At 74.6% G+C, this 22,066-nt stretch carries 18 protein-coding genes and 3 pseudogenes; 14 read left to right on the forward strand and 7 right to left on the reverse strand.

The annotated features are described in order from the left end of the window. Positions 1 to 147: 147 nt before the first annotated feature. A complete protein-coding gene (locus MCBG_RS28950; protein WP_181373759.1) occupies positions 148 to 2,016 on the forward strand; it encodes an ABC transporter ATP-binding protein in 1,869 nt (622 codons plus the stop codon). Continuing rightward, on the forward strand, positions 2,013 to 3,803 hold the full coding sequence (locus tag MCBG_RS28955; protein WP_043329513.1) for an ABC transporter ATP-binding protein: 1,791 nt from the start codon (positions 2,013 to 2,015) through the stop codon (positions 3,801 to 3,803). The genes MCBG_RS28950 and MCBG_RS28955 overlap by 4 nt, the downstream gene beginning before the upstream one ends. 4 nt (positions 3,804 to 3,807) lie before the next feature. Here the strand turns inward: MCBG_RS28955 and rpsD are convergent, their stop codons facing one another. After that, positions 3,808 to 4,371, reverse strand: a complete 564-nt coding sequence (rpsD, locus tag MCBG_RS28960; RefSeq protein ID WP_051611424.1) for a 30S ribosomal protein S4 — start codon at positions 4,369 to 4,371, stop codon at positions 3,808 to 3,810. Positions 4,372 to 4,485: 114 nt separating this feature from the next. Here rpsD and MCBG_RS28965 point away from each other — a divergent pair, with 114 nt between their 5' ends. Next, positions 4,486 to 5,220: a DUF2470 domain-containing protein gene (locus tag MCBG_RS28965; protein WP_043329514.1), complete on the forward strand. Its 735-nt coding sequence runs from the start codon at positions 4,486 to 4,488 to the stop codon at positions 5,218 to 5,220. Between the two features lie 11 nt (positions 5,221 to 5,231). Here the strand turns inward: MCBG_RS28965 and MCBG_RS28970 are convergent, their stop codons facing one another. From MCBG_RS28970 to MCBG_RS28980, 3 genes are read right to left on the reverse strand one after another with little or no spacing between them, the layout of a single operon-like run. Next, positions 5,232 to 5,828, reverse strand: a complete 597-nt coding sequence (locus MCBG_RS28970; RefSeq protein ID WP_030500283.1) for a TetR/AcrR family transcriptional regulator — start codon at positions 5,826 to 5,828, stop codon at positions 5,232 to 5,234. Beyond that, complete coding sequence (locus MCBG_RS28975) at positions 5,825 to 6,580, reverse strand: ABC transporter permease (protein WP_043329516.1); 756 nt, start codon at positions 6,578 to 6,580, stop codon at positions 5,825 to 5,827. Before MCBG_RS28975 ends, MCBG_RS28970 begins: the two co-directional genes overlap by 4 nt. After that, positions 6,577 to 7,299, reverse strand: a complete 723-nt coding sequence (locus MCBG_RS28980; protein ID WP_043329517.1) for an ABC transporter ATP-binding protein — start codon at positions 7,297 to 7,299, stop codon at positions 6,577 to 6,579. The genes MCBG_RS28975 and MCBG_RS28980 overlap by 4 nt, the downstream gene beginning before the upstream one ends. A 110-nt stretch (positions 7,300 to 7,409) precedes the next feature. On the opposite strand from MCBG_RS28980, the gene MCBG_RS28985 reads away from it, so the two are divergent. The 5 genes and pseudogenes from MCBG_RS28985 to MCBG_RS29005 form a co-directional block, all read left to right on the forward strand. Then, positions 7,410 to 7,799, forward strand: coding sequence for a MerR family transcriptional regulator (locus tag MCBG_RS28985; protein WP_051611426.1), 390 nt, complete (start codon positions 7,410 to 7,412; stop codon positions 7,797 to 7,799). Between the two features lie 635 nt (positions 7,800 to 8,434). Continuing rightward, positions 8,435 to 8,548: pseudogene (locus tag MCBG_RS34880) on the forward strand (hypothetical protein); the annotation flags it as partial. 228 nt (positions 8,549 to 8,776) lie between these two features. Beyond that, a complete protein-coding gene (gene hisI / locus MCBG_RS34500; protein WP_043331113.1) occupies positions 8,777 to 9,190 on the forward strand; it encodes a phosphoribosyl-AMP cyclohydrolase in 414 nt (137 codons plus the stop codon). After that, positions 9,187 to 10,740: an anthranilate synthase component I gene (locus MCBG_RS29000; RefSeq protein ID WP_043329521.1), complete on the forward strand. Its 1,554-nt coding sequence runs from the start codon at positions 9,187 to 9,189 to the stop codon at positions 10,738 to 10,740. The genes hisI and MCBG_RS29000 overlap by 4 nt, the downstream gene beginning before the upstream one ends. After that, positions 10,737 to 11,099 (forward strand): annotated as a pseudogene (locus tag MCBG_RS29005) (Trp biosynthesis-associated membrane protein); the annotation flags it as partial. The gene MCBG_RS29000 and the pseudogene MCBG_RS29005, both read left to right, overlap by 4 nt. Before the next feature lie 196 nt (positions 11,100 to 11,295). Here the strand turns inward: MCBG_RS29005 and MCBG_RS34505 are convergent. Further along, positions 11,296 to 11,532: pseudogene (locus MCBG_RS34505) on the reverse strand (hypothetical protein); the annotation flags it as partial. 443 nt (positions 11,533 to 11,975) lie between these two features. On the opposite strand from MCBG_RS34505, the gene trpC reads away from it, so the two are divergent. Genes trpC through trpA form a run of 3 tightly spaced genes read left to right on the forward strand, consistent with a single transcriptional unit; the run spans position 11,976 to position 14,849 of the window. Further along, positions 11,976 to 12,779 carry an indole-3-glycerol phosphate synthase TrpC gene (gene trpC, locus MCBG_RS29010; protein ID WP_030271968.1) on the forward strand — a complete coding sequence of 268 codons (804 nt, stop codon included), beginning with the start codon at positions 11,976 to 11,978 and terminating at the stop codon, positions 12,777 to 12,779. A 35-nt stretch (positions 12,780 to 12,814) separates the two neighbouring features. Further along, positions 12,815 to 14,041 (forward strand): tryptophan synthase subunit beta, encoded by a 1,227-nt coding sequence (gene trpB, locus MCBG_RS29015; protein WP_030500291.1) that lies wholly within the window; start codon positions 12,815 to 12,817, stop codon positions 14,039 to 14,041. A gap of 4 nt (positions 14,042 to 14,045) precedes the next feature. Next, positions 14,046 to 14,849 (forward strand): tryptophan synthase subunit alpha, encoded by an 804-nt coding sequence (trpA, locus tag MCBG_RS29020; RefSeq protein ID WP_043329522.1) that lies wholly within the window; start codon positions 14,046 to 14,048, stop codon positions 14,847 to 14,849. A gap of 125 nt (positions 14,850 to 14,974) precedes the next feature. Here trpA and MCBG_RS29025 read toward each other — a convergent pair whose 3' ends face one another. Beyond that, positions 14,975 to 15,526 (reverse strand): NUDIX hydrolase, encoded by a 552-nt coding sequence (locus MCBG_RS29025; RefSeq protein ID WP_043329524.1) that lies wholly within the window; start codon positions 15,524 to 15,526, stop codon positions 14,975 to 14,977. Positions 15,527 to 15,625: 99 nt separating this feature from the next. On the opposite strand from MCBG_RS29025, the gene lgt reads away from it, so the two are divergent. Continuing rightward, on the forward strand, positions 15,626 to 16,852 hold the full coding sequence (lgt, locus tag MCBG_RS29030; protein ID WP_043329526.1) for a prolipoprotein diacylglyceryl transferase: 1,227 nt from the start codon (positions 15,626 to 15,628) through the stop codon (positions 16,850 to 16,852). Between the two features lie 11 nt (positions 16,853 to 16,863). Further along, positions 16,864 to 18,051, forward strand: coding sequence for an FAD-dependent oxidoreductase (locus MCBG_RS29035; protein ID WP_043329527.1), 1,188 nt, complete (start codon positions 16,864 to 16,866; stop codon positions 18,049 to 18,051). A gap of 17 nt (positions 18,052 to 18,068) precedes the next feature. Here MCBG_RS29035 and MCBG_RS29040 read toward each other — a convergent pair whose 3' ends face one another. Then, entirely contained in the window at positions 18,069 to 18,911 is an 843-nt protein-coding gene (locus tag MCBG_RS29040) for a GNAT family N-acetyltransferase (protein ID WP_043329528.1), read from the reverse strand. 145 nt (positions 18,912 to 19,056) lie between these two features. Here MCBG_RS29040 and MCBG_RS34510 point away from each other — a divergent pair. Then, positions 19,057 to 22,066 (forward strand): glutamate synthase central domain-containing protein (locus MCBG_RS34510; RefSeq protein WP_043329530.1); only part of this gene is annotated, 3,010 nt, incomplete at its 3' end.

A 22,066-nucleotide genomic window follows, 5' to 3' on the forward strand; every position in this document is an offset into this window, starting at 1 on the left:
CGCTACGGCGGGCCGCGAGCATCGAGGGCCGGTGTCCGCCCAGGTCCGGTGCGAACGTGACGGCGGACATATCCCGGCCGGGTCGGCGGAGCTGGCGGCGAGCGGTAAGGATGGGGGAGAAAATTGCGGCTTACGGCGGGGGCGAACGTGGCGAGCGGGACAAGTCGGGACGTGCTCGGCAGAGGGCTACGGGTGCTCGGCCGGGCCATCCGGGAACAGCCGCGGATCTTCGCGGTGGCGGTCAGCGGCAGCGTGCTGTTCGGCCTCCTGGTGATCGCCAGCGCGTACGTGGTCGGCGGGGTGGTCGGCAAGGTCGTCGTGCCCGCGGTCGAGCGCGGCGAGGTGGCCCGCGGGACCCTGGCGCTGGCCGCGGCGGCGCTGCTCGGCATCAGCGTGCTGCGGGTCGTCGGCATCTTCGGCCGGCGGCTCGGCGCCGGTTACATGCAGTACCGGCTCCAGGCCGCCTACCGCCGCCGGGTCACCCGCCGCTACCTGGAACTGCCGCTGGCCTGGCACCACCGCAACTCCACCGGCACGCTGCTGTCGAACGCCAACTCCGACGTGGAGGCGGCCTGGTACCCGATCGCGCCGCTGCCGTTCGCGGTCGGCACGCTGGTGATGCTGGTCGGCGCGGTGGCGTCACTGTTCGTCACCGACTGGGCGCTGGCCCTGGTCGGCCTCGCCGTGTTCCCCGCGCTGTTCGCGCTCAACGTGGTCTACTCCCGCCGGATGGCGCCCCGGCAGGCCCGGGCGCAGCGGCTGCGCGCCGAGGTCAGCGGCATCGCGCACGAGAGCTTCGACGGCGCGTTGGTGGTCAAGACGATGGGCCGCGAGGCCCAGGAGACCGCCCGTTTCGCCGCCCGCGCCGGCGAGCTGCGGGACGCGCTGATCTCGGTCGGCCGGCTGCGCGGCGTCTTCGACCCGATGCTGGAGACGCTGCCCAGCCTCGGCACGCTCGCCGTGCTGGTGGTCGGCGCGATCCGGCTGCGGCAGGGCGCGATCACCGTGTCCGAGCTGGTCAGCGTCGCGTTCCTGTTCACCGTGCTGGCCTTCCCGGTGCGCGCCATCGGCTGGGTGCTGGCCGAGCTGCCGCGCAGCGTCGCCGGGTGGGACCGGGTGCGCCGGGTGCTCGACGCGACAGGCGAGATGCCGTACGGCACGAGGACGCTCGACCCGGCCACCCGTACGCCGGCCACGCTCGCGTTCCACGACGTGCACTTCGCGTACGAGCCGGCCGAGGCGCACCTGCCCGGCGCCCAGGTGCTCGGCGAGGTGACGTTCACCGTGCCGGCCGGGAAGACCGTCGCCCTGGTCGGGCCCACCGGTTCGGGCAAGTCCACGATCGCGTCGTTGGCCGTGCGCCTGGTCGACCCGGGCGCCGGGCGGGTCACGCTGGACGGCGTGGACGTGCGGGAACTGACCGCCGCCTCGCTCGCCGGCAACGTGGCGCTGGTGGCGCAGGTGCCGTTCGTCTTCGACGACACGGTCCGGGCCAACATCGCGCTGGACCGGGCCGGCATCGGCGACGACGAGGTGTGGGCGGCGCTGCGGCTGGCCGAGGCGGACGGCTTCGTGGCCGCGCTGCCGGACGGGCTGGACACCATGGTCGGCGAGCGAGGCACCTCGCTGTCCGGCGGGCAGCGGCAGCGGCTGACGCTGGCCCGGGCGCTGGCCGGACGCCCCCGGCTGCTGGTGCTCGACGACGCCACGAGCGCTGTCGACCCGCGCGTCGAGGCGGCCATCCTGGCCGGGCTGCGCGCGCCCGCCGACGGCGGCGCCCCGGCGTCGATCCTGGTGGTGGCGTACCGCCGGGCCACCATCGCGCTCGCCGACGAGGTGATCTACGTGGAGCAGGGCCGGGTGGTCGCCCGCGGCGCCCACACCGAGCTGCTGGCCACCGTGCCCGGCTACGCCGACCTGGTCACCGCGTACGAGCAGGCCGAGCAGGAACGCGAGCAGAAGCAGACGTACGACGAGGTCACGCCGCTGGCCTCCGGCCTGGAGGTGGAGCGGTGAGCGCGACGACGGCGGAGGCGGACCGGAGCACCGAGACCACCGAGTCGACCTGGCAGACGTTGCGGCGCGGGCTGGCGCTCTCCCCGGAGCTGCGCACCGGTCTCGCCGGCACGCTCGCGCTGGCGCTGGTCTACATGGTCGGCCGGGTCGCCGTGCCGGTGGCGGTGCAGCGCGGCATCGACCACGGCATCGTCGGCGGGCTCGACCTGAACGTCATCTCGCTCACCGTGGCGATCACCGCCGGGGTGCTGGTGGTCACCACCGCCTGCGGCTACCTGATGATGCGCCGGCTGTTCACGGTGAGCGAGACGGCCCTGGCCGGGGTGCGCACCCGGGCGTTCCGGCACGTGCACGACCTGTCCATGCTGCACCAGCAGTCCGAGCGGCGCGGCTCGCTGGTCTCCCGGGTGACCAGCGACGTCGACCAGATCACCCAGTTCCTGCAGTGGGGCGGCGTGATCCTGATCGTCAACCTGGGCCAGCTGCTGGTGACCACAGCGGTGATGCTCGCGTACTCCTGGCAGTTGACGCTCGTGGTGCTCGTCGCGTTCGCGCCGGCGGTGCTGGTGATCCGGCAGTTGCAGCGCCGCCTCGCCGGGGCCTACGGCCTGGTGCGGCAGCGCACCGGCACGCTGCTCGGCGCGATCGGCGAGAGCGTGGTGGGCGCGCCGGTGATCCGGGCGTACGGCATCGCCGGGCGGACCGCGCGGCGGCTCGACACGGCCATCGACGGTCAGCGGGTGGCCCAGCAGCGGGCGATCCGGATCAGCATCATGGGCAGCTCGGTGGGGGAGCTGGCGGCCGGGCTGGCGCTGGCCGGCGTGGTCGTGGTCGGGGTGAGCCTGGGCGTCGACCGCACGCTGTCGGTCGGCCAGCTCACCGCGTTCCTGTTCCTGGTCACGCTGTTCATCCAGCCGGTGCAGATCGCCACCGAGGTGCTCAACGAGGCGCAGAACGCGATCGCCGGCTGGCGCCGGGTGCTGGACGTGCTGGACGTCTCCCCGGACGTGGCCGACCCGGGCGAGCAGGGGCGGGAGCTGCCGCCCGGGCCGCTGGACGCCCGGTTCGCCGGCGTGACGTTCGCCTATCCGGGCGGCCCGCCGGTGCTGCACGACGTGACGCTGGACATCCCGGCCAAGAGCCGGGTGGCGGTGGTGGGCGAGACCGGCAGCGGCAAGACCACGTTCGCCAAGCTGCTCACCCGGCTGATGGACCCGACCGAGGGCGCGGTGCTGCTCTCCGGCGTCGACCTGCGGCAGGTGCGTTTCGACTCGCTGCGTTCCCGGGTGGTGATGGTGCCGCAGGACGGCTTCCTGTTCGACGCCACGGTCGGGGAGAACGTCCGCTTCGCCCGCCCCGACCTGACCGACGAGCGGCTCACCGCCGCCTTCGGCGAGCTGGGCCTGGCCGACTGGCTGGACGGGCTGCCGTCCGGGCTGGACACGCCGGTCGGTGAGCGCGGGGAGGCGCTCAGCGTCGGCGAGCGGCAGCTCGTGGCGCTGGCCCGGGCGTACGTCGCGGACCCGGACCTGCTGGTGCTGGACGAGGCGACGAGCGCCGTCGACCCGGCCACCGAGGTACGCCTGCAACGCACGCTCGACGCGGTGACCCGGGGGCGGACCACGCTCGCCATCGCGCACCGGCTGTCCACCGCGCAGGCGGCGGACGAGGTGATCGTGGTGGACCGGGGCCGGATCGTGCAGCGTGGCCCGCACGACGAGCTGGTCCGCGACACCGACTCCGTGTACGCGCTGCTGTACGCGTCCTGGTTGGAGCAGACCCGGTAACCGGTCAGCGGGAGTAGAACTCCACCACCAGTTGCTCGTCGCAGACCACCGGCACCTCGTGCCGGGCCGGTTCGCGTACCAGCGTGGCGCGCAGCTGCGCCGGCTGCGCCGACAGGTACGGCCGGGGTTGCGCGTCGGCGTGCGCCCCGGCGGCGGCGAGCTGGAACGGCGGCAGCGTGCGGCTGCGCTCGCGTACGCCGACCACCTGGCCGGGCCGCAGCCGGTACGACGGCCGGTCGACCTTGCGCCCGTCCACGGTGATGTGGCCGTGCCCGACGAGCTGGCGGGCCTGGTAGATGCTGCGGGCCAGCCCGGCCCGCAGGACCACCGCGTCGAGGCGTCGTTCCAGCAGCGCGACGAGCGTGTCGCCGGTCTTGCCGGCGGCCCGGGCGGCCTCGTCGAACAGCCGGCGCAACTGGGCCTCGCTGACGTTGTACTGGTGGCGCAGCCGCTGCTTCTCCAGCAGCCGCACCTGGTAGTCGGAGGTGGTGCGGCGGGACCGGCCGTGCACGCCCGGGGGATAGGGGCGCCGCTCGAAGTACCGCACGCACTTGCGGGTCAGCGGGATGCCGAGGGCCCGGGAGAGCCGGGCTTTTGGGCCGGGGGTGGTTCACGGGGGCGTCTCCGATCGTCTAGCCTGCTTCTTAGGTAAGCCCTAACCTATCTTGAGGAGGTCGGGATCATGCGGCCCAGCCCGGCGGAGATCGTGCGAACCCTTGTCGCGGGCCGGTTGCCCGCCCTCGTCCACCTGGCCCGGCACCCCGGCCCGCACCAGGTCCGGCACGCCGTCGACCCGGACGGGCGGGTGCTGCTGCTCGTACCCGTGGTCAGTGACCTCGCCGCGGCGCTCGTGCCGCCGGCGGGCGACGCCGACGTGGCCGCCGTGCTCGACGTGCTCGACCTGCCGCCGGCGGCCGGGGCGCCCTCGCTCGGCCGGGCCTGGGTGTCCGGCTGGGCGACGCGGCTGAACGGGGACGAGGCGCGCGACGCGGCTGTCGACTTCGCCGCCACCGACCCGGTCGCCGATCTGCTCGACGTGGGCAGCCGGTTCCACCTGCACCGCTTCGAGGTGGCCGAGGCCCGCTGGGAACGCGCCGGGCGGGTGCGCCGGATCGACCCGGAGGCGTTCGCGGAGGCCGAGCCGGACCCGCTGCACCCGGTCGAGGCCGCCCTGCTCGCGGACCTGGCCGACCACCACGCCGAGCAGGTCGGCGACTACCTGCGGCGGCGGCTGGACCTGCCCGGCGACCAGATCCCGCGGGTGGTCCGGATCGACAGGTACGGCCTGCTGGTCGCGCACGGGCGGCCCGGCGCGACCCGGCGGGCCCGGCTCGCCTTCCCCCGGCCGGTCGCCGACGTGGCGGAGCTGTCCCGCCTGCTGCACCCGATGCTCTGCCCCCGGGCGGCCGCGGCCTGAGCCGCGACGGCTCAGGTGATGTCGCCGGTGAGGTACCGCTGGACCGTCGGGCCGACGGCGGCCACCAGCGTCGCCGGCTCGGCGGTGGCGACCGCGTCGAGGCGGAGCACGTACCGCATCATCGCCAGCCCGGCGAGCTGGGTGGCGACCAGGCCGCCGCGCAGCGCGCGCTGCGCCGGGTCGACGTCGAGCTGGTCGAGCACCCGCCGCAGCACCTGCGTGACCAGGAACTCGCGCAGCAGGCGCGCCGTCCAGTCGTTGCTGACCGCCGAGCGCAGCAGCGCCACCGCGGCGGTGCCGGTGGGGGAGTCCCAGACCTCCAGGAACACCCGGACCATCCGCTCGCCGAGCGCGTCCGGGCCGCCGGCGAGCACCGCCGGCAGCAGCCGTCCCGGGTCGGCCGGGAACGCCGTCGCGGCCCGGAACAGCTCCTCCTTGCCGCCGAAGTAGTGGTGCACGAGCGCCGGGTCCACTCCCGCCGCCGCGGCGATGGCCCGGATGGACGCGGCGTCGAACCCCCGCTCGGCGAACGCCTCCCGCGCCGCGGCGAGGATCGCCTCGCGGGTGTCCGGAGTGCCGGGCCGCCGCCCGGTGCGCCGCGCGTTCACCCGCTGCGCCGGCGCAGCGTCGCGGCGGCCAGCACCAGCGCCGCCACCGCCGCCCCGGTCACGATCGCCACGTCCCGCCACATCGTCCCGGTCGGCTCGGCGTGCGCGCCGACCTCCTGCAGCGCCTCGACGGCGTACGACAGCGGCAGCGCGTCGCTGACCGCCTGGAGCCAGCCGGCCATCTGGTCGCGCGGCACGAACAGGCCGCACAGCAGCAGTTGCGGCGCCACCACCACCGGCATGAACTGGACCGCCTGGAACTCGGTGCGGGCGAACGCCGAGCAGAACAGCCCGAGCGCCACCGCCAGCACCGCGTTCACCCCGGCGATCAGCACGACCAGCCACGCGCTGCCCGCGGTCTCCAGGCCGAACACCTGGTACGCGACGACCGAGGCGACAGTGGACTGGAGCACCCCGGCCAGGCCGAACGCGATGCCGTACCCGAAGAGCAGGTCGAGCTTGCCCAGCGGCGTGGTGAGCAGGCGCTCCAGCGTGCCCGTGGTGCGCTCGCGGAGCATGGCGATGCTGGTCACGAGGAACATGATGATGAACGGGAAGAAGCCCAGCATGATCAGGGCCACCCGGTCGAACGTGCTGGGCGCGCCGGGCGGGGCGGGCTGGTCGACGTACATGAAGTAGACGAGCGTGAGCAGCACCGACGGCACCACCACGAGCAGCGCCACGGTCCGCCGGTCGTGCCGGAGCTGGCGCAGGATGCGCCCGGTGGTGGCGGCCAGGATCCGTCCGTTCATCGCGCCTCTCCCTCGGCGTCGCGGATCAGGCGCAGGAACGCCTCTTCCAGGTCGTCGGTCCCGGTGGCGGCGCGGACCGCGGCCGGGGTGTCGTCGGCGACCAGCCGGCCCTCGCGGATCAGCAGCAGCCGGTCGCAGCGGGCGGCCTCGTCCATCACGTGGCTGGACACCAGCAGCGTGGTGCCGGCGGCGGCCATGGCGTGGAACCGGGCCCACAGGTCGGCCCGCAGCACCGGGTCCTGGCCGACCGTCGGCTCGTCGAGGACGACCAGCTCCGGCTCGCCGACCAGCGCGCACGCGAGCGAGGCGCGGCTGCGCTGGCCGCCGGAGAGCGTGCCGACGAGCTGGTCGGCCGCCTTTCCCAGGCCGACGTCGGTGACCGCGCGGTCGGCCTCGGCGCGGCCCCGGCCCTGGAGCACCGCGAAGTAGCGGGCGTTCTCCCGCACCGTCAGGTCGGCGTAGACGCTCGGCGCCTGGGTCAGGTAGCCCACCCGGCGGCGCAGGTCGGCCGAGCCGGCCGGGCGGCCGAGCACGTCGACCGCGCCGGAGCCGACCGTCTGCACGCCGACCACCGCGCGCATCAGCGTGGTCTTGCCGCTGCCGCTGGGCCCGAGCAGCCCGGTCACCGTGCCCCGGGGCACCCCGCAGGTGATGCCGTGCAGCACCCGCCGCCCGCCCCGGTCGACCACCAGCTCGCGGACCGACACCGCGTCGTCCATGCTCGCCTCCGTCAATTCATCACCCGATGAACTCAACGCTAGATGAATTCTGTCGGCGAGGCAACGAGGGACTTGACTTCGAGTGGGCTCGAACTGGAAGCCTGGAGGGCGTGGACATCAGCACGCGGGAGATGAGCCTCACCGTGGGTGAGGCGGCGGAACGGGTCGGCCTGACCACCTACACGCTGCGCTGGTACGAGCAGGAGGGGCTGGTGGGCCGCGTCGGACGGGACTCCTCCGGCCGCCGGCGCTACACCGAGTCCGACGTCAACTGGCTGTTCCTGCTCACCCGGCTGCGGCGCACCGGGATGCCGGTGCGCGACATGCGCCGCTACGCCGAGCTGGCCCGGCACGGCGACAGCACGCTCGGCGCGCGGCGGGCGCTGTTCGAGGCGCACCGCGCCCGGGTGCTGGCCCGGATGGCCGAGCTGGAGGAGGACCTGAAGGTTCTCGAATACAAGATCGACGCGTACCGGCGGGCGGAGGAGGAGTCGGGCTGAACACCCGGCGGCGGACAGGGAGTCCGGCATCGGAAGATCAGGTTTCGGGCACCATGAGGCAGTGGGTCCAGCTCCGTTGTCCGACACCGGGTTCCTCGACCTCTGGGCCGCCCGCCTGCGGCACGCCGCCGACCGGCCGGTCGTCGGGATCATGCTGCGGGGCAGCCACGCCCGGCGGGCCGCCACCGAGCACAGCGACGTGGACGTGGACGTGCTGGTGGCCGCCGACGAGCCACGCGCCACCGGCGGGCCCCGGCCGGTCACGTCCCGCCGCGGCACGCCGTACGCGGCCCGGCGGGCGTACCTGACCGAGTTCGGCGGCCGCCTGGTGCACGTCTCCGTGGCCGCCCGCGACGTCCGTTCCTGGGTACGCCGGCTCGGCCAGCCCGCCGACTGGGCGTTCGGGCTCCCGGTCACCGCGCCGGCCCGGCTGCTCTGGGCGGTGCCGGAGTGGCGGCGCCGGATCGACCTGCCGGTGCTCTGCCAGCCCGCGGACGAGCCGCGCCTGGAGGAGCTGATCGCCACGCTGGGCAAGGTCGCCGCCGCGCGCCTGGCCGGTGACCCGGCCGGGGTCCGGCGCCGCGGCCGACCTGGCCCGGCTCTGCCCCTCGGTGCTGCGGCCGGCCAACCCGTCGGTGCGCGTGGTGTCCCGCCGGGCCGCCCTGACCGCCGCGCTGGACCTGCCGGTCGCCCCGGCCGGCTACCGCGACGACATGCTCCTCTGCCTCGGGCTGCGCCCCGGCGACCCGGCCGAGGTCGGGGCCGCCGCCGGACGGCTGGTCACCGGCATCCTCCCGCTGGTGCGCCCGTACGCGGCGGAGATCGCCCGGGCCACCGGGACCGACCTGGCCGAGGCGCTCACCGACGGCCGGGCGGACCGCTACCTGCGGCAGCTGGGCCGGGCGCTGGCGACGGTGACGCCCGCCTCCCGGGACACGTCGGCGGTCCCCGGGCCGCGTGCGGGAGAATGGTCAACCGTGCCCGCCCCTGACGCGCCGCTGACCGGCGCCCCCAGTCCCGGCCCGGCCCGGCCGTCCCGGCTCGACCCGGCCATCGCGGCCAAACTCCGCCGCACCCCGGACGGCCTGGTCGCCGCCGTGGTCCGCGCCCACGACACGGGCGAGGTGCTGATGGTCGCCTGGATGGACGACGAGGCGCTGCACCGCACGCTCACCACCGGCCGGGCCACCTACTGGTCGCGCAGCCGCGGCGAGTACTGGGTCAAGGGCGCCACCTCCGGCAACCACCAGTACGTGCGCTCGGTGGCCCTGGACTGCGACGGCGACGCGCTGCTGGTCAGCGTGGAGCAGGTCGGCGCGGCCTGCCACACCGGGCAGCGCACCTGCTTCTTCACCGACCTGCCGGTCAGCTCCCCGGAGGAGACCCCGTGACCGACGGCACCGTCAGCCCGGACCGGTCCACCTTCGCCGACCTGGCCGCCCGCTGGCGGGTCGTGCCGGTGACCCGGCGGCTGCTCGCCGACGCCGAGACCCCGGTCGGGGTCTACCGCAAGCTGGCCGGCGGTCCCGGCACGTTCCTGCTGGAATCCGCCGAGCAGGGCGTCGGGTCGGCCGGCACGGCCTGGTCGCGGTACTCGTTCATCGGCGTCCGCAGCAGCGCCACGCTCACCGAGCGGGACGGCGAGGCGCGCTGGACCGGCACGCCGCCCGCGGGCGTACCGACCACCGGGGACCCGGTCACCGTGCTCCGCGAGTCGGTCGACGCGCTCGCCGGCCCGGCCTGGGACCCGGCCGGCGGAATGCCGCCGCTGACCGGCGGGCTGGTCGGCTACCTCGCCTACGACCTGGTCCGCCGCTTCGAGCGGCTGCCCGAGCTGACCGAGGACGAGCTGGACGTGCCCGAGCTGGGCATGATGCTCGCCACCGACCTGGTGGTGCTCGACCACTACGAGGGCTCGGCGATCCTGGTCGCCAACGCGGTCCTGCCCCCGCTCGATACGCCCGGGCGGGCGGAGCTGGTCGACGCCGCGTACCACCACGCGGTGGGTCGCCTGGACGCCATGACCACCGCGTTGTCCCGACCGATCCCGCCCATGGTGTCCACCGTCGGCCGGCCGGGCGTCGGCGAGGTGGTCAGCCGGACCCCGGAGGGCGGCTACCCGAAGGCCGTGGCGGCGGCCAAGGAGGCGATCCGCGCCGGCGAGTGCTTCCAAATCGTGCTCAGCCAGCGTTTCGAGCGCCCCACCGAGGCCGACCCGCTGGACGTCTACCGGGTGCTGCGCACCACCAACCCCAGCCCGTACATGTACCTGCTGCGCTTCGACGGCTTCGACATCGTCGGGTCGTCCCCGGAGGCGCACCTCAAGGTCAGCGCCGGCCCGGACGGGCGGCGGCGGGCCCTGCTGCACCCGATCGCCGGCACCCGGCCGCGCGGCGGCTCCCCGGAGGCCGACGCCCGGCTCGCCGCCGAGCTGCTCGCCGACCCCAAGGAACGCGCCGAGCACGTCATGCTTGTCGACCTGGGCCGCAACGACCTGGGGCGGGTCTGCCGGCCGGGCACCGTGGAGGTGCCCGAGTTCGCCACCATCGAGCGCTACAGCCACGTCATGCACATCGTCTCGACGGTCGTCGGCGAGCTGCGCGCCGACCGCACCGCGTTCGACGCGCTCGCCGCCACGTTCCCGGCCGGCACGCTCAGCGGCGCGCCCAAGGTACGCGCCATGGAGATCATCGAGGAGCTGGAGCCGGTGCGGCGCGGCGTCTACGGCGGCACCGTCGGCTACTTCGCCTTCGGCGGCGACCTGGACATGGCCATCGCGATCCGTACCGCGCTGATCCGCGACGGCCGGGCCTACGTGCAGGCCGGCGCCGGGATCGTGGCCGATTCCGATCCGGCCGCCGAGGACCGGGAGACGCGCAGCAAGGCCGCCGCCGTCCTCGCCGCGATCGCGGCCGCCGAGACGCTGCGGGCAGCCCGGTGAGCGCGCCCGGCACCACCGCGCCGTCGGCCCGCGGTCGGCGCGAACTCGCGTACGCGGTGCTGCTCTGCCTGGCCGGGGCGGGCCTGGCCTGCTGGGCGGTGACCCGGACCTGGTCGGTGGAGATGACCGCCCGGGGGTCGCTGCCGGCCGGCCGGGCCGACCGGAGCGGCGCCGAGCTGCTGCCCTGGGTGCTGGCGCTGACCTACGTGGGGCTGGCCGGCGGCGGCGCGGTGCTCGCCACCCGGGGCCGCCTGCGCCGGCTGCTGGGCCTGCTGCTGGGCGCGGTCGGCCTGGCCGTGGCGGTCGGCGGCGGGATCGGCCTCACCGAGGCCGGGGTGAGCCGCCAGTGGCCGGCGCTGCAGCGGGTAAGGTAACTGCCCACTTCCTCACGCTTTGCGGGAACACTTTAAAACTAGATTCACGTACCGTTATACTCATAATACCACTAATCAATGACCGGGGTCGAGGGGCACCCGGGACGGTGGGAACGCGCTGACCGGGCGAGGACCCGACGGTCAGCTGACCGGCTGCGCCTCGCGCGCGTCGCGCCGGCGGCGGGCCGCGGCCCCGTGCGGCGGTCAGCTCGGCCACCAGCCGCTCCAGCTCGCGGCGCTGGGCGGCGCGGGCCCGGTCGGCGCAGACGGCCTCCCAGGCGTTGCCCTGGGCGGTACGCGTCCGGCCGTCACCGGCCACCGCGCGCTCCAGCGTGTGCACCACGCCGAAGGCGAGGGAGGCGACGGTCCGGGAGATGGTGGTCAAGCCGATGGTCTGGTTCGGCCCGTTGGCGCTCATGGTCACCCCGCACGAGATGGTTGTCGGCGGTGGTCAGCCGCCGGTGTCGAGTCTGCCCGAGGACGATGCTGCCGGGCTCACGTTTCGCCCTCGTGAAGCACAGGTCAACGGTCCGCCAGGCGGCCCGACCTGGGCAGGGCCGGAGGTCCTTGAGCTTGGTCACAGCCCGGCGCGGGAGCGGTGCTGCGGCGACGGATCAACCGTGGTGAGATGGGGGATGGGTGACGGTCGATGCCAGCGTGGCGCTGCGTGACGTGGCGTTCACCGGAAGTCGGCCATCATGCCACAGCCCATGTCGTGAGGTGCGCCATACCCCCCGGCACTTGTCGCCAGGTGGCGCCCCCTAGCATCGGCCCATGACGCCCGGAGAGGGGAGTCCGTTGGTGACTGCTGAGCATGCGCACGCGGAGGGGGACGACGCCGGAGCGGCGCCGTCCGCAGGCGTGCTCGACGAGATCCTGGCCGGTGTGCGCGAGGACGTGGCCCGGCGGCAGGAGCAGGTTCCGCTGGAGCGGATCCGTGAGCTGGCCGCCGCCGCGCCGCCGCCGCTGGACGCGTACGCGGCCCTGCGCCGGCCCGGCGTGGCCGTGATCGCCGAGGTGAAGCGCTCGTCGCCGTCCAAGGGGCGGCTGGCCGAGATCGCCGACCCGGCGGACCTGGCCGGTGACTACGCGGCCGGGGGAGCGCGGGCGATCAGCGTGCTCACCGAGGGCCGGTGGTTCGGCGGGTCGCTCGACGACCTGGCGGCGGTGCGGGCCGCGGTGAACGTGCCGGTGCTGCGCAAGGACTTCGTCGTCTCCAGCTACCAGGTGCACGAGGCCCGCGCGCACGGCGCCGACCTGGTGCTGCTGATCGTCGCCGCGCTGGAGCAGAACGTGCTGGTCGGCCTGCTGGAGCGGATCGAGTCGCTGGGCATGACCGCGCTCGTCGAGGTGCACACCGAGGAGGAGGCGGACCGCGCCCTGGAGGCCGGCGCGCAGGTGATCGGCGTGAACGCCCGTGACCTGCGTACGCTGGAGGTCGACCGCTCGGTGTTCGAGCGGATCGCGCCCGGCCTGCCGAGCAGCGTCGTCAAGATCGCCGAGTCCGGGGTGCGCGGTCCGCACGACCTGATCCGGTACGCCTCCGCCGGCGCCGACGCCGTGCTGGTGGGCGAGGGCCTGGTCACCCAGAAGAGCCCGCGTGAAGCGGTCGCCGAGCTGGTCAACGCCGGTAACCACCCGGCCACGCCCCGCCCGGTGCGCTGAGCCGCCGGGCCACCCGATCCGAGAGGACGCCCGCGATGAGCGCCGCACCCGCAGCCGGCCAGGTTCCCGACGCCGCCGGTCACTTCGGCCGGTTCGGCGGCCGGTTCGTCCCGGAGGCGCTCGTCGCCGCACTGGACGAGCTGGACGCGGCGTACCGCAAGGCGATGGGCGACGAGGACTTCCTCGCCGAGTTCGACGCGCTGCTGCGTGACTACGCCGGCACGCCCTCGATGCTCTACGAGGCCCGGCGCTTCTCCGCGCAGGTCGGCGCGCGGGTCCTGCTCAAGCGGGAGGACCTCAACCACACCGGCGCGCACAAGGTCCGCAACGTGCTGGGCCAGGCGCTGCTCACCAAGCGGATGGGCAAGCGGCGGGTCATCGCGGAGACCGGCGCCGGCCAGCACGGCGTGGCCACCGCCACCGCCGCCGCGCTGTTCGACCTGGAATGCGTCGTCTACATGGGCCAGGTGGACACCGAGCGGCAGGCGCTCAACGTGGCCCGGATGCGGATGCTCGGCGCCACCGTCGTCCCGGTGACCACCGGCTCGCGCACGCTCAAGGACGCGATGAACGAGGCGATGCGGGACTGGGTCGCCAACGTCGACGACACCCACTACCTGATCGGCACCGCCGCCGGCCCGCACCCGTTCCCGGAGATGGTCCGCGACTTCGTCCGCGGCATCGGCGTGGAGGCCCGCCAGCAGTGCCTGGACCTGACCGGCACGCTGCCGGACGCGGTCGCGGCGTGCGTCGGCGGCGGCTCCAACGCGCTGGGCATCTTCCACGCGTTCGTGCCGGACGCCGGGGTCCGCCTCTACGGCTTCGAGGCCGGTGGCGAGGGCGTCGGGACCGGCCGGCACGCCGCCAGCATCACCGGGGGTTCGTCGGGCGTGCTGCACGGCACCCGCACGTACGTGCTGCAGGACGCCGACGGGCAGACCATCGAGTCGCACTCGATCTCGGCCGGCCTGGACTACCCGGGCGTCGGCCCGGAGCACGCCTGGCTGCACGACACCGGGCGGGCCACGTACCTGCCGGTCGACGACGCCGACGCGATGGCCGCGTTCGAGCTGCTCTGCCGCACCGAGGGCGTGATCCCGGCGATCGAGAGCGCGCACGCGCTGGCCGGCGCCCGCGCGATCGCCCCCCGGCTCGCCGAGGAGCTGGGCCGGGAGCCGTTGATCGTGGTCAACCTGTCCGGCCGGGGCGACAAGGACGTGCACACCGCCGGCGCGTACTTCGGCATCCTCGACAAGGAGTGACAGCGTGAGCCGCATCGGGGTCGCCTTCGACAAGGCGCGGGCGGACGGCCGGGCCGTGCTGGTCGGCTGCATGCCGGCCGGTTTCCCGACCGTCGAGGGCAGCATCGCCGCCATGAAGGCCATGGTCGAGGCGGGCGTGGACGTCATCGAGGTGGAGATCCCGTACTCCGATCCGGTGATGGACGGCCCGGTCATCCAGAAGGCGAGCGACATCGCGCTCGCCGGTGGCGTCCGCGTCGCGGACGCGCTGCGCGTCGTCGAGGCGGTCGCCGCGACCGGGGCGAGCGTGGTCACCATGACCTACTGGAACCCGATCGAGCAGTACGGCGTCGACGCGTTCGCCCGCGACATGGCCGCCGCCGGTGGGACCGGCCTGGTCACGCCGGACCTGATCCCCGACGAGGCCGCCGAGTGGCTGGCCGCTTCCGACGCGCACGGCCTGGACCGGACGTTCCTGGTCTCACCGTCCTCGACCGACGCGCGGCTGCGGATGACCGCCGAGCACTGCCGCGGCTTCGTCTACGCCACCGCGATCATGGGCGTCACCGGCGCCCGCGCGCAGACCTCCGAGGCGGCCCCGGTCCTGGTCTCCCGGCTGCGCGAGGTCACCGACATCCCGGTCGGCGTCGGGCTGGGCGTGGGCACCGGCGCGCAGGCCGCCACCGTCGCCGGGTACGCCGACGCGGTGATCGTGGGCAGCGCGCTGGTCCGCTGCGTGCTGGACGCCCCGGACCAGGCCGCCGGCCTGACCGCGCTGCGCAAGCTGAGCGCCGAACTGGCCGAGGGCGTCCGCAACCCGGCCCGCTGACGCCCGGCTCGCCCCTCGCCACCTGCTTGATCGACTCCACTTCGCCGAGCTGGCGTGGTCCAGGACGCCGGGACACCGCCACCTCGCCGAACTGGTGTCGATCAAGCGAGTGAGCGGGCGGGCGGTCAGCGGCTACTGCTGTCGACCTGCTCGGAGGCGCGCTGGCCGGGCGGGGCGGGCTGCCCGTCGCCGGGCTGCCCGTCGCCGGGTGGCGTGAGCGCGTCGGCGGCGGTCGTGTGCCGCAGCACGCCGGCGCGGCCGGCGAGCGCGTCCGCGATCGCCGCGCGCGTCGTGGGGGTCAGCACGTCGGGCAGCTCTTGCGGCGGCCACCACCGAGGCAGGCACCCGGTCGCCGGTTCGCCCGCCGGTCCGGCGTCGGCCGGTCCGGCGCGGAACACGTGCACCAGCACGTCTGGGCGCGCGCCGCACCGCCCGGCCGATGGGGCGGGCACCGGTGGACCGGTGACCCGGTAGAGGCCGACCAGGTCGGCCGGCGCCACCGCCCAGCCGGTCTCCGTGCGGACCGCCCGGACGACGGCATCCACCGGGCTCTCGTCGTGGCGCAGCCGCCCGCCCGGCAGGCCCCAGCGCCGGGCCCCCTCGGACCGGCCGCAGAGCAGCAGCCGCCCGGATGCGTCGGTGACGACAGCGGCGGCCGCCCAGGTGAGCGGGCTCATCCAAAAAACTATGACCGTGCAAACCAGAAGTCATCCGACCCGCGCGGCAGGCGGCCCGGGGTGCCGCGCACACAGTCCGCACCGGTACCGTGTGCACCCGTGACCCTCGCCCCGATGACCCCACTGGCGGCCATGCCCAGCCCCAGCACCGCCGTCTGGCAGCTCGGTCCGGTTCCGATCCGGGCGTACGCGCTCTGCATCATCCTCGGCATCGTGGTGGCCTGCGTGGTCACCGAGTACCGGCTGCGCCGCCGCGGCGTCGCTCCGGGCGCGGTGCTCGACATCGCCGTCTGGGCGGTGCCGGCGGGCATCATCGGCGCGCGGATCTACCACGTGATCACGTCGCCGGAGAAATACTTCGGCGCCGGCGGCGAGCCGATCAAGGCGCTCTACATCTGGGAGGGCGGGCTCGGCATCTGGGGTGCGGTGGCCGGTGGCGCGGTCGGCGCGTGGCTGGCCGCCCGGCAGCTCGGCATCCCGTTCCCGGTGATCGCCGACGCGCTGGCGCCCGGGCTGCCGCTGGCGCAGGCCGTCGGCCGGCTGGGCAACTGGTTCAACAACGAGCTGTACGGCGGGCGCACCACGCTGCCCTGGGGTCTTGAGGTGCACGTGATGGACCCGGACAACCCGGGCCACGCGCTGCGCGACGACGCCGGCAACCCGGTGCTCCAGCCGGGGCTCTACCATCCGACTTTCCTCTACGAGGCGCTCTGGAACGTCGGCGTCGCCGCGCTGGTGCTCTACCTCGACCGCAAGCTGCGGCTCGGGCGCGGCCGGGCGTTCGCGCTCTACGTGATGGGTTACACGGCGGGCCGGTTCTGGATCGAGCTGATGCGCACCGACGAGGCGAACCTGATCCTCGGCGTACGCCTCAACGTCTGGACCGCCGCGCTGGTCTTCCTCGGCGCGCTCGCCTACTTCGTCCGGGTCCGCGGCCCGCGCGAATACCTGGTGCCGGTGGGCGAGCCGGCCCCCGCCGCCGGCCCGGCCGGCGACGTGTCCCAGGTCGACCTGTCCGCCCGGGAGGCCGCCGCGCGGCCGGCCCCGCCCGAGGGCTACCGGGTGGTGAGCGAGGAACAGTTCGACGCGTACCGGAAGACCGGCGTGCTGCCCCCGGTGGAGCCGGCGGCCGACGACGACCGGCCGGAGACCCCCGGCGGTGCCACCGACGGCGACGTGGAGCAGGCCGACCGCACGGACACCGACCCCGTGGCCACCGACGGCGCCGACGCGGACGGCACCGACGCCGACCCGGAACGGACGGACGCCGAGCGGACGAACGCCGGCCGGGCCGACGGCGGGCGCCCGGCGGACCGGGACAGCTGAGCGGGGGAGTCATGCGCAGCGCGGTGGTGGTCGGCGCCGGCCTCGGCGGGATGGCGGTGGCCGGCGTGCTGGCCCGCTCGGGATGGCAGGTCACGCTGCTGGAACGCGCCGACCGGGTCCGGCCGGAGGCGACCGCCGTGGTGCTCTGGCCCAACGGGGTACGCGCGCTGCGCGCCCTCGGGCTGGGCGACGGGCTGGACGCGATCGCCACCCCGCTGCCCGACGGCGGCGTGCGCCGCCCGGACGGGCACTGGCTGGTGCAGGCCCGGTCCACGCCGGCCGAGCGGATGCCGGTGGTGGTGCACCGGGAGGATCTGCACGACGCGCTCATCGCCGGCCTGGGTGACCGGGTCGAGCTGCGTACCGGCGTGAGCGTGCGGACGGTGCGCGCCGCGTCCGGTGAGCGCCCGGCGGTGGGCGACGGCCGGCACACCTACGAGGCGGACCTGGTGGTGGCCGCCGACGGCACCGACAGCGAGATCCGCCGGCAGTTGGCGCCGGAGACCTCGGTGGTCAGCTCCGGGTGCGCGGCGTGGCGGGCGGTCATCCCCTGGTACCGGGCCCCGCAACTGCCCGACGACCAGCCGCTGCAGGGGGAGACGCTGGGCGCCGGCTACCGGTTCCTGGCCGCCTCGCTCGGCGAGCGGGGCAACGCCGGGGCGTCCCGCCGGGGCGGCGTCTACTGGGTGGCCACGGCGGCGGGCGCGCCCCGCCCGGAGCCGCCCGAGGTCCAGCTCGCGCTGCTCAAGCGCTGGTTCGCGGGCTGGCCCGCGCCGATCGGCACGCTGCTGGACGCGACCGACCCGGACGACGTGGTGCAGCAGGAGATCCGCGAGCTGCGTCCGCTGCCCAAGGCGTACGGCTTCCCGGCCGGGCCGGGCGGCGTGGTGCTGCTCGGCGACGCCGCGCACGCCATGCCGCCGCACCTCGGTCAGGGCGCCTGCCTGGCGTTCGAGGACGCGGCGACGCTGGCCGGACTGCTACGGGAGTCGCGGCTGCCGGACGCGGTGACCGCGTACGACAGGCTGCGCCGGCCCCGCGCGGCCACGATGGTCCGGCAGACCCGGCGGATGTCGGCGGTCCTGCAGGCCCGGGGCCGGCTGGCGCTGCGCGCCCGCGACGCCGCCCTCGGCACGATCAGCCCGCGCCTGCGCAACACGGCCGCCGCGGCGGCGGCCGCCTGGCAGCCGCCGTCCTGACCTCCGCCGCGGCGGCCTCAGATGACGGCGGCGGGCTCGGCGATGCAGGCGGTGCCGATCCGGCGGAACCCGACCCGCAGGTAGACCCGGGCGATGTCCTCGCTGCCGGCGCTGAGGAAGATCAGGTCGGTGCCGGCGGCGCGCAGTTCCCGAGCGAGGGTGGCGGTCACCGCCGCGCCGAGGCCGCGCCGCCGCGCGGACGGCAGCGTGGCCACCCCGGCGATCTCCGCCACGTCGCCGACCCGCATGGCCATGCCGCCGGCGAGCGCGCCTTCCTCGGGCGTGGCGGCGAGCACGGAGATGCGCCGGCCGTCGGCGACCCGGGTCGCCTCCTCCTCCAGCGCGGCCACGTCCAGCCCGGAGACGGTGGCGTCCCGCTCGGCCGGTCCGGCCTCGCCGCGCGCGGTGCCGCCGTTGGCGAAGCCGACCGCGGCGACGGCCCGCCGCAGCGCGATGTCCGCGGCGAAGCCCGCGTCGCCGGGGTCCAGCACCCGCACCGGTACGTCGCTGAACGTCCCCGGTTCGGGCAGGCGCTCCGGTTCCAGCAGCATCAGCGGCGCCTCCAGCACGCTCAGCCCGGCTGAGCGGGCCACCGCCAGCAGCTCCGGTTGGTGCTCGTGCACCCATTCGAACGCCTCCGGCAGGCCCAGTTCCTGCTGCCGGGTGCGTACCGCGTTGACATCGGCGAGGGTGGGGTGCTCGGTGGCGTCGAGCCGGGGCCGGGCGTAGAACGGCCATCCGGCGCCTTCCCGGACGAAGAGCACCAGGGCGCCGTACTCCTCGGTCCGGGCCCCGTCGCGGGGCACCGCGTCGTAGAACCGCTCCAACCGGTCGAGTACGTCAGCGCGTGCGAGATCCACCGCGCGAGACTACATGTCCCAGCATCTGGAAGTGTGATCAATCTGAACTGGCCTTGCGCCGGAAGCCCTAACGTAGACTCAATAAACCGCAGAGGGCCGACGTCGTCCCCATCATGATCCATCCTGAGTGACGACAGGAGGCCCGGTGGCCTTTCCGTACCCTCACAGCCCGCAGTCGGCCCCACCGGCGACCGGGCTCTACGACCCCGCGTACGAGCATGACGCCTGCGGTGTGGCCTTCGTGGCCGACCTGCACGGGCGGCGCTCGCACCAGGTCGTCGCGAACGGCCTCGGGGCGCTGTGCCGGCTGGACCACCGGGGCGCCCGGGGCGCGGAGCACAACACCGGGGACGGCGCCGGCATCATGATCCAGGTGCCGGACGCGTTCCTGCGCGCCACCGTCGACTTCCCGCTGCCCCCGGCCGGCCAGTACGCCACCGGCCTGGTGTTCCTGCCCGACGACGACGCGGCCGAGACCCGTGCCCGCCAGGTGGTCGACAAGTACGCGCTGGTCGAGGGCGCCGACGTGCTCGGCTGGCGCGAGGTGCCGACCGACCCGTCCGGCCTGGGGGAGACGGCGCTCGCGGCGATGCCCCGGGTCCGGCAGCTCTTCGTGGCCGCGCGCCGGCTGACCGGCTCACCGGCCGGCCCGGCCGGTTCCCCGCTGACCGGGCTGGACCTGGACCGGGTGGCGTTCTGCCTGCGCAAGCAGGTCGAGCGGGAGACCGCCGAGCGGGGCGTGCCGGCGTACTTCCCGTCGCTGTCCGGCCGCACCATGGTGTGGAAGGGCATGCTCACCCCGGACCAGCTTCCGGAGTTCTACCCGGAGCTGACCGACGAGCGGGTGGTCAGCGCCATCGCGCTGGTGCACTCGCGCTTCTCCACGAACACGTTCCCCTCCTGGCCGCTGGCGCACCCGTACCGGTTCATCGCGCACAACGGCGAGATCAACACGATTCGCGGCAACCGCAACTGGATGCAGGCCCGCGAGGCGCTGCTGCGCAGCCCGAACCTGCCCGGCAACATCCGCCGGGTCTTCCCGGTGTGCACCCCGGCCGCGTCCGACTCGGCGAACTTCGACGAGGTCCTGGAGCTGCTGCACCTGGCCGGGCGGAGCCTGCCGCACGCGGTGCTCATGATGATCCCCGAGGCGTGGGAGAACGACCCGGACATGCGCGCCGACAAGCGCGCCTTCTACCGCTTCCACGCCAGCCTGATGGAGCCGTGGGACGGCCCGGCCTCGGTCGCCTTCACCGACGGCGAGATCGTCGGCGCGGTGCTCGACCGCAACGGGCTGCGCCCGGGCCGCTGGTGGCACACCGCCGACGGGCTGGTGGTGCTAGGCAGCGAGGCGGGCGTGCTCGACCTGGACCCGTCCACCGTGATCGCCAAGGGCCGGCTCCAGCCGGGCCGGATGTTCCTGGTCGACACCGTCAACGGCCGGATCGTCTCCGACGACGAGATCAAGACCGAGCTGGCCGCCGAGCAGCCGTACCAGGAGTGGCTGCACGCGGGCCTGATCGAGCTGGACGACCTGCCGGCCCGCGAGCACATCGTCTACACCCACGACTCGGTACGCCGCCGCCAGCAGGTGTTCGGCTACACCGAGGAGGAGCTGAAGATCCTGCTCGGCCCGATGGCCCGCAGCGGCGCGGAGCCGATCGGCTCGATGGGCACCGACACGCCCATCGCCCCGCTGTCCACCCGGCCGCGGCTGCTCTACGACTACTTCCATCAGCTCTTCGCGCAGGTCACCAACCCGCCGCTGGACGCCATCCGGGAGGAGCTGGTGACCAGCCTGGCGTCCACCATCGGGCCGGAGGGCAACCTGCTCGACCCGGGTCCGGCGAGCTGCCGGCAGATCGTGCTGCCGTACCCGGTGATCGACAACGACGAGCTGGCCAAGATCCTCTCCATCGACGAGGACGGCGACCTGCCCGGCTTCAAGGCGGTCCGGGTCTCCGGTCTCTACCGCCTGCGCGACGGCGGCGCCGGCATCAAGGCCCGACTGACCGAGATCTGCCGGCACGTCTCCGAGGCGATCGAGGACGGCGTACGCATCCTGGTGCTCTCCGACCGGGACTCCAACGCCGACCTGGCCCCGATCCCGTCGCTGCTGCTCACCGCCGCGGTGCACCAGCACCTGGTACGCGAGCAGACCCGCACCCAGGTCGCGCTGATCGTCGAGTCCGGCGACTGCCGCGAGGTGCACCACGCGGCGGTGCTGATCGGGTACGGCGCGGCGGCGGTCAACCCGTACCTGGCCTTCGAGTCGGTCGAGGACATGATCTCCACCGGCGTGCTGGCCGGCGTCGACCGGGTGAAGGCGGTCCGCAACTACGTCAAGGCGCTCGGCAAGGGCGTCCTGAAGATCATGTCCAAGATGGGCATCTCGACCGTGTCGTCGTACTGCGGAGCGCAGGTCTTCGAGGCGGTCGGCCTGGAGACCCGCCTGGTCGACAGGTACTTCCGGGGCACGCCGAGCACCATCGGCGGCATCGGGCTGACCGAGATCCACGCCGAGGTGGCGGCCCGGCACGCGCGGGCCTGGCCGGCGCCCGGCGTGCAGGCCACGGACCGGCTGGAGGTCGGCGGCGAGTACCAGTGGCGCCGCGAGGGCGAGCTGCACCTGTTCAACCCGGAGACCGTCTTCCTGCTCCAGCACGCCACCCGCAGCCGCCAGTACGACGTGTTCCGGCAGTACACCGCGAAGGTCGACGAGCTGGCCGCGCAGGCCGGCTCGCTGCGCGGGCTGTTCACGCTGCGCACCGGCGTACGTCCGCCGGTGCCGCTGGACGAGGTCGAGCCGGCCAGCGAGATCGTCAAGCGCTTCGCCACCGGCGCCATGTCGTACGGGTCGATCTCGGCGGAGGCGCACGAGACGCTCGCCATCGCGATGAACCGGCTCGGCGGCAAGTCCAACACCGGTGAGGGCGGCGAGGACGTCGAGCGGCTGCACGACCCGGCGCGGCGCTCCGCGGTCAAGCAGATCGCCAGCGGCCGCTTCGGCGTGACCAGCGAATACCTCGTCAACGCCGACGACCTCCAAATCAAGATGGCGCAGGGCGCGAAGCCCGGCGAGGGCGGGCAGCTACCCGGCAACAAGGTCTGGCCGTGGATCGCCCGGACCCGGCACGCCACCCCGGGCGTCGGCC

Source organism: Micromonospora sp. M42, assembly GCF_000568915.1.
Taxonomy (GTDB): domain Bacteria; phylum Actinomycetota; class Actinomycetes; order Mycobacteriales; family Micromonosporaceae; genus Micromonospora; species Micromonospora chalcea.